The sequence below is a fragment of the Moorena sp. SIO3I6 genome, assembly GCF_010672095.1.
In genome coordinates, this window is the sequence record NZ_JAAHHU010000185.1 from 1 (window position 1) to 10,209 (window position 10,209).

At 40.1% G+C, this 10,209-nt stretch carries 11 protein-coding genes; all 11 read right to left on the reverse strand.

The window, feature by feature from the left end; translation table 11 throughout:
* Positions 1–318, reverse strand: a 318-nt coding sequence (locus F6K49_RS30245; protein ID WP_293102531.1) for an FkbM family methyltransferase, incomplete at its 3' end; no start/stop codon positions are given.
* 185 nt (positions 319–503) lie between these two features.
* Positions 504–1,505 carry a glycosyltransferase gene (locus tag F6K49_RS30250; RefSeq protein WP_293102535.1) on the reverse strand — a complete coding sequence of 334 codons (1,002 nt, stop codon included), beginning with the start codon at positions 1,503–1,505 and terminating at the stop codon, positions 504–506.
* Positions 1,502–2,596 (reverse strand): glycosyltransferase family 1 protein, encoded by a 1,095-nt coding sequence (locus F6K49_RS30255; RefSeq protein ID WP_293102538.1) that lies wholly within the window; start codon positions 2,594–2,596, stop codon positions 1,502–1,504. The genes F6K49_RS30250 and F6K49_RS30255 overlap by 4 nt, the downstream gene beginning before the upstream one ends.
* Positions 2,596–3,411: a methyltransferase domain-containing protein gene (locus F6K49_RS30260; RefSeq protein WP_293102541.1), complete on the reverse strand. Its 816-nt coding sequence runs from the start codon at positions 3,409–3,411 to the stop codon at positions 2,596–2,598. Before F6K49_RS30260 ends, F6K49_RS30255 begins: the two co-directional genes overlap by 1 nt.
* 34 nt (positions 3,412–3,445) lie before the next feature.
* Entirely contained in the window at positions 3,446–4,303 is an 858-nt protein-coding gene (locus F6K49_RS30265) for a glycosyltransferase (RefSeq protein ID WP_293102544.1), read from the reverse strand.
* A gap of 107 nt (positions 4,304–4,410) precedes the next feature.
* Positions 4,411–5,316, reverse strand: a complete 906-nt coding sequence (locus tag F6K49_RS30270) for a hypothetical protein (RefSeq protein ID WP_293102547.1) — start codon at positions 5,314–5,316, stop codon at positions 4,411–4,413.
* A gap of 79 nt (positions 5,317–5,395) precedes the next feature.
* Entirely contained in the window at positions 5,396–6,538 is a 1,143-nt protein-coding gene (locus F6K49_RS30275) for a glycosyltransferase family 4 protein (protein WP_293102550.1), read from the reverse strand.
* 17 nt (positions 6,539–6,555) lie between these two features.
* Positions 6,556–7,407, reverse strand: a complete 852-nt coding sequence (locus tag F6K49_RS30280; RefSeq protein ID WP_293102553.1) for a methyltransferase domain-containing protein — start codon at positions 7,405–7,407, stop codon at positions 6,556–6,558.
* Positions 7,408–7,483: 76 nt separating this feature from the next.
* Positions 7,484–8,266: an FkbM family methyltransferase gene (locus tag F6K49_RS30285; RefSeq protein WP_293102556.1), complete on the reverse strand. Its 783-nt coding sequence runs from the start codon at positions 8,264–8,266 to the stop codon at positions 7,484–7,486.
* A gap of 53 nt (positions 8,267–8,319) precedes the next feature.
* Complete coding sequence (locus F6K49_RS30290; protein ID WP_293102559.1) at positions 8,320–9,483, reverse strand: glycosyltransferase; 1,164 nt, start codon at positions 9,481–9,483, stop codon at positions 8,320–8,322.
* A gap of 8 nt (positions 9,484–9,491) precedes the next feature.
* Positions 9,492–10,209 (reverse strand): NAD-dependent epimerase/dehydratase family protein (locus F6K49_RS30295; RefSeq protein ID WP_293102562.1); only part of this gene is annotated, 718 nt, incomplete at its 5' end.

The window sequence follows — 10,209 nt, forward strand, 5'->3', positions numbered from 1 at the left end:
CGTTTGAACGGCGTTTGATGAGGCTTCAACTTTAACTGCTCGCTGCCAGGGTTCTTGACCGGGTATATCAGGTATAACGTAACTATCGGCAGAGCTAGCTGAAAGAACAGCTTCGACTACAGTCACATTCTTAAGGCCAAGGATATTAAAATTTTGTCTACAAAACTCAGCTGTATTCCTATTGCCTTCAATTGCGAGAATCTGATTAAGTGAGCAAGCTTGAGCTAGCACAGCAGAAAAATAGCCTATATTAGCTCCACAATCGATAACCGATTGACCTGGCTCACCAGTTTCAATCCATCTACGACACCATTTCATTTCTATTTTTTCATGACCTTGGCAGACATAGAGGACATGAGAAAAAGCCTCACCCCTTCGAGATACAAATTTAATGCCATCTTCAGCCTGCCATATATAGTATCCCCCGCCCAAATAGCATCTGATCTGTGAATACTTTTGTCTGGCTTTCCACCTAAGAGCGCTAGCTAAGTTTTTCATGTTTATCATATTTGATAGTCTTTGAAGACAGTTCTTGTAAGAGTTACTCGCTGACGAAGTGATTTTTTAGCCCGTTCCGACCTAAGTGAAGTGAATATGAGTAGGAAAAACTCCAATAAGTGTCTCACAAACAATAAGGGTTTTAGCCAAACTATCCATTGACCGTAGTGTTTAACCAACAGACGTAATCTCGCCTGATGAAAATTAATAACTCGGTTAGCCGACCATGAAGATGATTGCGTTTGGTTGTCGTGAATTACTCCCAGTACATCTAAAACAGCCATACGCCAACCCTGCTTATAAACCCTCCAACACCAATCATTATCAGAATCGGAAAAGGGAAAATTTTCTGTATCCATACCACCAACAGATAACCACGCTGAATATCTGACTAATAGTGGACTTGTAAAAACAATATCACAAATACCCCAATGAGTTTCCGAAAAGGGATACCAATGACTTATTGACATCTTTTCCAAAGAGAATCTCCGGGAAATTTGTTGTCCAACAAGAAAAGATAGTGGCGTGGGAAAGCGACAAGCAAAACCAGCTTTAGAACCGTCACATTGCTCAATGGTAAAGCCGACTGCTGCCAATTTTTCCTCTTGTTCTAAAAGTTTCACTGCTAAGGGGAGGGCTGATTGATTTTTGATAAGATTATCTGTCTCAAAAAAGAAGCACCACTTTAACTGGGGAAATTTTTGAGCAGCAAACTGGACAGCAAAATTACAGCCTGCACTAAAGGAGGTATCTATTTCTTCTGAGGGACGGAGACAAATGATCTGTAGTTCTTGAGTGTGTGCTGAAAATTCTTCGATAAATTCAATGCTACCATCAGTGGAACCAGCCTCAAAAATGATAATGGCAGACTTTGGAAGAGTGTGCTTAAGAGCTTGAGTGATTGATGGTAGAGCTTCACGCAACAGTCCCAGTCTGTTAAACGAGTTAATTATGACTGCAAGTTCAATTGCTGCTTGCTCGAATAACGGTGGCTTTTGCTTATTCATGAATGCTTGACCAAATTCGTGGAAAAAGTCTTGGCTTGTACGGATAAACTATGGGTTTGATACCAGGCGTGGGCATTGTTTGCAATCAGCTGCATTTCTTCCACATTTTTCAATCCTGTTCCCCTTGCATCTGGAATCCAGTAATGTTTCCTAGGTTCTATTCCATCTACCGGCAATCTAGTGCATCGAGCGCTTACAGGCAACAACCCGTGAGCGCAGTAAGCAGCAAAGATAGTTGATTTAGCGAGGAAGTCAGTGGGGTAGTCAAAGAAACCAACTAAAGAATGTAATAGAATGTCACTGATTTCTATAGCAGACAGCTTACCTTTCTCAACTATCGGTACGTTGTTCACACTTGATAACGTTAAACACGTTGGTGGTCCGACATCCAAGATTTCCTCAATTCCCAGTAATTTACAGGTATGACTGAGTTCTGTAATTGAGTTCTTATAGACTCGTAGTCTACTGTTTCGCCCTCCAAACACCACTAGACGCCGATTACGCTTTGCCAAGGATGGCACTTGCTCTGGTTCTCCGATGTTGGAAAATACAGGTAGAGTTAGGATTTGATTGTGTTTGCCCTGACCCAACTGATAGAGAATTTCGGCATAAAGTTGTTTACTAGTAAGAACGCGATCGCTTAGTTGAACTAGACGAACTGCCAAGTTTCTTTGCAGTAGCGATAGCCAGAAAGTACTCGTCCAAAATGGTCCAGAAGCGTAGACTTCGTGGAACATGGTTACAAGGGTTCGATGGATGCTAGCATTCCGCCAACGCTGCAAGCCATCTACTAACCAGACAGGACAACCCCGCTTGGCATATCCATAACCAACGTAGTGCAGTAAGACTGTAGCAGTGGGATCCCTCGGCAGTCGAGATAGTAGAGTATCAGCAGAATGGACATTCACTTGGCTGATGGGAAACCCTTGGATTTGTGTTGTTCCAGTCCAGGTTGGGTCGCAGACAAGAAAATGGGTTTCAATGCGGAAGTCTTTCCGTAGTTGTTGAGCTAAATTGAAGGCATAGTCTCCTACTCCGTCAATTGCAGGGGGAAGCCGGGGAACAATAGAAATTACTGGTATTTCGTTCATCAGCTAGTTTGATTTGACTGGCTAGTTAGTAAAGCAACCATGCTGTGGTGTAGTTTCTTCTGCAATGACCATGGCGTTGAGTTGGTGATATTTTCACAAGTATCAACCCAATGGCGAGGTAAGTACTCTAATAATGTTCCAAATTTTAGGTGACCATTGGTGAGGGGATTGTTAAAAATTCTGGTTTCTAGAACAACTAAGCCAGCTTGTTGTGCCAGTAACTCTAGCTCATCTAGATGGAGTAGAAAGATGTGACCGTCTGCATTGGGCTTGAATTGGATTGCTTCAAACTGGCTAGGATCAGGACAGTCTGAAAACTTCGGTAAACCATTACGGAAGTATTCACCATTAGGAGTACTCATAATAATATGCCCTCCTGGTTTTAGCATCTGAGCAATTTTTTTCAGGAAATCATCAGGATAGGCAACGTGTTCGATAATTTCTGTAATTAATACGACATCAAAATAGGTATCAAAACCTAGTTCAAAAACATTCCCTGGCGCATAGTGAATAGTACCACGCTCCCATTTAAGCTTGACGTAATCAATTAACTCTTCACGCAAGTCATTCCAGGTAACCTCATAACCCAACTCTGCTAGGGATAGTGTAAAATTTCCCTGTGCAGCTGCTACATCTAAGATTTTTGCTCCTGGTTGTGCGACTTTTTGAACTAATTCCAAGGTGTGCTGGCGACGGTTAGCGTAGGCGTAGGCGTAGCCACGATAGCTCATGTCTCCATAGATTTCCATCAAATCGTATGGATAGCTATATTTCCAGCTCTCAAGCCAATTGTCTTGAAAAGTAATCGTTTTCATAGATAAAATTTTAATTGACTTTAAAGATTAACATTTATGGATTTAATCTACGTTTGTATCTCCAGATAAAAAATGCCATTTGTAAAAATGATAAGTGTTCTAATAATGCGTATATAAGACCAGAAAATTTAAGCTTTAATATTTCAGGTATCGTGGATTTAAAAAAACCATAAAAAGCCAATCGTAAGTAATATATAGAATTTATAATTAACAACTCTTCTGGGTGAATAGATAAGTACACGAATGTTGAATCCTGATGTTGCTTCAGCTTTTTCCACCCTCCCTGAAATCTCCATGGGTGGCAAACAGAAGCTGCTTTGATAAAGGAGTATTTGCATCCACTATTTGTAATTCTGAGTCTCAAGTCTACATCCTCCATAGCGGCATAAGGAAATCGCTCATCAAAGCCACTTAGAGACTTAAAAAGTTGCTTTTGTATTGCAAAGTTGCATGACCAGAGATAACCACCTGACTCATTAATAGGGGATGTTTCCCCAAGGCTGCGTCTGGGACGGTCAACATAAGTCCGTCCCTCAAAAACCAAGCAAGAAGGGTCAGCACCTATAGCAACAGCATAAGCTTCTAGCCACTGTCGATCAGGTAAGCAGTCATCATCTGTGAAAGCCAGCCACTCCCCTTGAGCATACTTAGCCCCATTATTTCGGTTTGCTGCTGGACCTTTGCGCGGACCAGCTACCCACTTTGCCCAAGGGTATTTCTCCCGAATCATTTCCTCAGCAGTTGTCTGAGAACCATCATCAGTAACAATTACTTCATATTGCTCTGCTGGCAAGGTCTGAACCCCAGGCGCTAGGCAATCCAAGCACTTTGCCAGCAAGTCATTACGGTGGTATGTTGGAATGATAACGGAGAACAGAGGAGTTGAATTCATGATTGTACTAAGAGCTAGAATCTATGCTTGAAGCAATGAGAGTTCTCATGGATTTTAAGGTATTAGTTCCAAATGATTAACCAAACTTGATGCTGATTGACTATCGATCAAACCTCAATCCATTCATTTTCCTTGGCCTTTGCCAATCGACTTTCTACTCCATACTTAGCTTTCGGATGATGGAAGCATTCAGCAGGGGAAATCTCTGGAAAAATATCTTCTCCTATTCCTGAACGAATAAAGAAGGCGTTAAATCCATAGCGTTGGCAACCAACAAGTCTGTACCCCTTCTCTTTGCCTAATTTGACAAATGCTGAGAGAGAAGCACTACCATAGTACAAACCATGTTCATCGTACTTGCCTACAAAATTTTCTTGGTAAGGTACTGTAACCGATGTATCTGGTCCCCATACATCTATATATTCCAGTACAACTACTCTTGGACTGATACACTCAATCCCTTGCCAAATCCAGTAATCGATTCCATCTATATCCAAAGACAGCAAGTCAATTTCACCCTGGAATGAATAATTAGAAATTAGTGAATTGATGTTATCTTTAGTAACCCAAGCATGGACAAGCTTTGGCGGCCACACCTGTGTATCAGGACACTCGGAATAAAATTCTCTTCCTGCCTTAATATTTCCTTCATCGCCATCGATTAAAAGACCAGTCCATCCGTGATTGATGATGAAATTAGCATGATTACTGATCAGACAAGAACCACAGCCAATATCGACTAACTTTTTGTTGGTAGTACCAATTAATGAAAAAATATAGAGTAATATACCATCTTCTCCATTTTGGGCAAATGCTCTAAATTCAATATCTTCCAACTTTGGCATAGGAGCCTTTTCCCGCAGTAATTCCTGATATTTCAAGGAAAGCAATATTTGGACTCCTTTATTGACTGATGTGATTTGATCAATATTCTTAATAGTGCTAATACCTAGAAGTTTATTGCCAATTGCTTGTAGCCATTTTTTTAGTATTTGTTTTAATATCTTCTTCATATTTATTAATAATTATTAAAATCTAATTAAGTTTATTTAGATGACTTAGTTAGTTTCGGGTTTAGCTCACTGGTAGAAGTTAGACACTCACTTTGTCCAAAGAGAGCGATCGCGCTTTATTCTTACCTGTTATACAGCATTCAATCATCTCGACATAAGCTGGGCGCAGTTTTTCCCAGCTAAAACGTTCATAAATGCTTTGATGGCGAAGATGACGCTTAGATTGTTCATCACCTTCTGCTAAAACTTGACTGACTAAAGTAGCTAAGCTTCCTGTCAACTCAAAGTTAGCCAAATAGCCTTCTTTTCCTAGGACAAAGCGAGCAACATCATAGTCATGAGCCAGACAGGGCAAACCATGAGACATTGCTTCCAAAAACACTCGTCCAAATCCTTCACCTAGAGAAGCCAGAACGAAAGCATTAGCAACTTTGTAGTAGTTAGCAACCTCATGGGAAGCAACAGTTCTCACCTGGAAATTATCTGCACCTAACAACTGATTGCCCAGTTCAATAATTTCAGAGGATTCTGCCTCTTGTTGCCCGAGCAGCAAAACATAAGGACGCAGTTCAGGCAAGGTAGCAATTTCGCGGATGACATAATCCATGCGTCTGTGAGATTTATTAATTGCTCCCACAGACAGGATTATAGGCTGATTTTCTGGCAATCCTAGTTGGCATCTTAGTGCCTTTCGCTCAGAAATTGATAAAATTTGTAATTTAGTGGATATTTTAATCCCATAGGGAACCAAGCTTAGTTTAGCAGCAGGTTCCCCCGCATCTATAGCAATTTGGAATTGAGTAGGCGTCACTTGTTGTACACAATCCCAACGGTGAAAAGGTGGTGACAGGGGACCTCCGTTAGAGAAAAGAAGCTTGTAATTTTGCTTGGTCAAACGCCGCCAGTGCCAGAGCATGTTGCCTATAGCGCCATCACTAAAGTAAATGACATCAGGTTGCTGACGATGGATGTACGGTAAGAGGCTGAAAGCAAATGATGCTTGTTCAATGAAGTAGGAGCCTCTACCAGTAAGCTTTCCAAGTTGAATTGCTAACCAAGCATCACGGTGGAAGTTCCACAGTGTAATTGCTTTGTGATGAGATTCTCCGCCTCCTTTAAAGAGAGTTATGTCCAGAGAAGGAGCTTTTGATAAAGCTTCAAAGCATTCTTGGGTAAAGGACTCGAATCCTCGTTTTACGTTACCGAGTCCTGAGCAAACCATAAAAACCTTCATAAGCTTTATAGCCCACGCATCAAGAGAAGTAACCGGTCAGAGGGTATGGGTAGTCTAGAAATTAGCTCCAGAAAACGAGCTTGTTTGAGCATTGCCGGTGTAACTTCTGAATGCTTTACAAAGCCATAAACTGTACTCCCTCGCCGCTCAAAACCATAAAACCCAAATCCCAAGCTACGGATAATCCAAGGCATGAGTCGTCGCAAATGGAAGTTTTGAGGTAAATGACATTTGATCACAGGACCAAAACTCCAACTAGCGGCAAAGGCACCACCAACTCTCAGCCAACGGTTAATTTCTACTACAGCTCCAATTGGATCGATAAGATGTTCCAGAACTTCTGTGGATATGATTGCATCATAGGGTGCATCAGGCTTTTCCAAAATTCTGATATTGGGAAAATCCGATAAATATTGTTTGATAGTATGACGAAATTCTGTAATATCTACTAAATCAATTAGCTCTGGTTTTTGAGGTATAGTTGTAGCACAAAGACGTGAAACTGTACCAATTCCACCCCCAAAATCTAGGATTTTGCGAGGCTGCACATGGGCAATTAAACGTACTGCCGCTAGACGGTCATTGATGGTTGCTTGATCAGATTCGCAAAACGCACTACTTATTAACCAAACTGGATGTTGGTAATACTCATGCAGTAAATTTGATAGATCCGATTTGTTTGGGCTTGTCTCTGATAATTCATTCCACGCCCGGTCTAGAATTTGACATAGTCGTTGATGTGTGATGCTGTGAATTTGTTCCGATTGGGAAAGTAATTTTGCAGACTGTTCCCATCGGCTATCTACCTGCAAACGTTGGACAACTTCTGACCATTTATAAACTATAGCTTTAGTCATTGAGGGCATTTTATTATAAGTTGAACGTCATGTTTGCCTAAAAGTATTGAGCACCTGAGATTTGATTGAGAGGCTGTTACTTCCAGAAAAATTCTAGTGAGAATGTAGACTCCTGGCGAAGCTGTTGATGATTCAAAAATCCTGCATCCTTCAAAATATCAAAACATCTTGCCGTATCACATCTATCGTGGTGCAGCTCAAATACAGCAGATTTGACTCGCCAAAGGAAATCCTTATAGTTTTCCAGGAAAATTAACTCTGACCCTTCAATATCGCACTTAAGTAAATCAATCTCAGAGCTTTCTGAATACAATGATTCCAGGTCAATATAAGAAACATTAGTACCACCAGATGAACTGCTAGATGCAACTGCATTCATCACATGAAAGTCAGATTCGAGTATCTTGCCACTTCCCTGACGTTCGCCAACTAGCCCATGAACAATTTTGAATTTATCAGCTAAAGTTGGTTCATTATTCAGTCGAGATTTAAGCTCCTTATAGATACTAGGACTGCCTTCTACCAAGGTTAATTTAAAATCAGACTCTGAATTCTCACCTTGAAGTATTAAATCTGCTAGCCTTAGGGTAAAATAACCCACATTTGCACCTATATCTAAAATATTCAAAGGTTTCCCAGATAATCCTGATGCTAAAGATTGCTTAATCGGTAGATCATATTCTCCATCTACAAAGATATCATTATAAATCACCCATTCTGCTTGATTAGCAATTTTTACTATTATGCCAGACTGTAACTTCCATCGCAAATCTAGTTGCCTGTAAAGTAGTTTATTCCACTCTTGGTTTAATCTGTGAATTAAGGTTTTTCTTGCTCTATATATCAAGGAATTATTCATGAAATAAAAAGTTTTAAATAAATTGTTTTAGCATTCAATATACTATCGAAAAACTATTTTATATTTGTTATTGTTGCCCAATATATTTCTAAAAGTTTTTTGCTTATTAAATTCCATGAAAAATTTTCTACCACAGTATTAATATCAACTGTTGATAGTTGTCCAATTAGCATTAAATGAATTGCATTTTCAAAAGCATCAAGCCATTGTTTTTTGGTTTTCCCAGCTTTAATAACCCAAGGCATACCATCAGACAAATTGGCACATTCTCCAATATCAGAACATAGTACAGGAGTAGATGCAGCCATATATTCAGCATATTTGATGGGAAACCGGCTTTGATTGAAAGAGTTATCCTCCAAAGGTAACAAACCTAAATCTAAAGCCGCTGCAAAATTACGAGTTTTAAGTGGTGGTAAAGTCCCCAAAAAATCCATCCGTTTTAGAACATTTTTAGGAACTGAATCCAAACAATTATCAGGTGGACCACAAAGTGCTAAACGTAAACTACTATGCCGATGTAAATTATTCTCAAGGGCTTCAAAACACCAGGATAATTCAGCACAAGTTCTCCCCATAAAACCTACATATAGAGCTTGTGAATCAAGACCAAGGCTTTCTCGGGCTGCTTGTTGATCAGGAATCACAAACGGCCATAACCCATTGTGAATAACAGATACTTGACTGGCGTTGCGTTTTGATGCTTTTTTTGCTAAAAAATGGCTACAAGTTGTGACATGCAGTGCTCTTTGCGGAAGCTGTTGTTCTAAATAATTTACTACAAATCTCAACCAATATTCTCTAAATAATTTGGGTTGACTTTTTACTAATCCACCAATCCATAAATCATCCCAATCGTAGAACAGTAATTTGGTTTTTTTTGGTAAATTCCAGTACCAAGGTAAGGCAGCGCTAGGAAAAGGCTGGAATAAATGTGCTACATCACAGGGAGGATAATCCACGAAACAGCGTCTTATCGCAGTTAGAGGATGACATGCTGAACCAAAAAGAGACGTACCTTGAAATACAGGTACAATATGATACTGAACACCATCACGTATTTCTTCCCTTTCCTTCGAGGCTGGGTTCCAATCACATCCAAAAACAGTAACATCTTGACCCAAGTTAGTCAAACCGACAGCTAGATTATGAAACCGGAAGTAAGTACCTTGTTCCTGAACGCCTTGAGTAAGAAAATGAATGCGTAACGATGACATAGTAAAAATCAAAACCCTACTTCAATAGCTGCTCGATTTGCCTTAGCCCAGTTAGCGATCGCATCTAGAGTATTGGTCGCTGATACTTCAGGTTTCCAGTTCCATATCTCCTGCACTAAGCTGTTATCAGTAACATAATAGGGAATATCAAAAGGTCGAGTTTCTGGTATAGAATTAATCTCTCTTTTTACTCTCAACCTTTCAGCACAATATTGTGACAATTCCTTTAAGCTCATAGAACATTCCTGACCTCCTCCTACATTGACCACTTTAGGTGCTTTTTTATCAGGTTGTGACAACTGCATGGAAATCAAACGAGCCAAATCTTCCGGACAGATGAAATCTCTCACCTGTTTCCCTTCACCACCGAATCCAATGTAAGATAGCGGTTTACCTAACATCCACTGGTAAATCCAGAAGGAGAAAATACCTTGGTCTATCTTGCCAAACTGACCCGCACCTGCAATCACACCACATCGGTTAACCCAGACCGGAAAATCGAATGCTGAGGAATATTCGAGAGCCATTATCTCTGATGCTAGCTTGGTAGAACCATAGAGAGAAACTGGTGCTGATGTAGAGAAGTTTTCACTAACACCTTGCAAACTAAAACCAACTGGAAAGGTTTGGCTATGATCTGGAATAAATCGGTTGTTGTCTTCATTTAGTGGAATACTACATAGAGCATTAATTGAATATACCCGACTGGTACTCAGGATCATAAAA

What these genes read in the sequence shown, in the direction of transcription:
- F6K49_RS30250 (WP_293102535.1), bottom strand. Translation starts at nt 1,505, where the DNA reads ATGAATAAGCAAAAGCCACCGTTATTCGAGCAAGCAGCAATTGAACTT.
- F6K49_RS30255 (WP_293102538.1), bottom strand. Translation starts at nt 2,596, where the DNA reads ATGAACGAAATACCAGTAATTTCTATTGTTCCCCGGCTTCCCCCTGCA.
- F6K49_RS30260 (WP_293102541.1), bottom strand. Translation starts at nt 3,411, where the DNA reads ATGAAAACGATTACTTTTCAAGACAATTGGCTTGAGAGCTGGAAATAT.
- F6K49_RS30265 (WP_293102544.1), bottom strand. Translation starts at nt 4,303, where the DNA reads ATGAATTCAACTCCTCTGTTCTCCGTTATCATTCCAACATACCACCGT.
- F6K49_RS30270 (WP_293102547.1), bottom strand. Translation starts at nt 5,316, where the DNA reads ATGAAGAAGATATTAAAACAAATACTAAAAAAATGGCTACAAGCAATT.
- F6K49_RS30275 (WP_293102550.1), bottom strand. Translation starts at nt 6,538, where the DNA reads ATGGTTTGCTCAGGACTCGGTAACGTAAAACGAGGATTCGAGTCCTTT.
- F6K49_RS30280 (WP_293102553.1), bottom strand. Translation starts at nt 7,407, where the DNA reads ATGACTAAAGCTATAGTTTATAAATGGTCAGAAGTTGTCCAACGTTTG.
- F6K49_RS30285 (WP_293102556.1), bottom strand. Translation starts at nt 8,266, where the DNA reads ATGAATAATTCCTTGATATATAGAGCAAGAAAAACCTTAATTCACAGA.
- F6K49_RS30290 (WP_293102559.1), bottom strand. Translation starts at nt 9,483, where the DNA reads ATGTCATCGTTACGCATTCATTTTCTTACTCAAGGCGTTCAGGAACAA.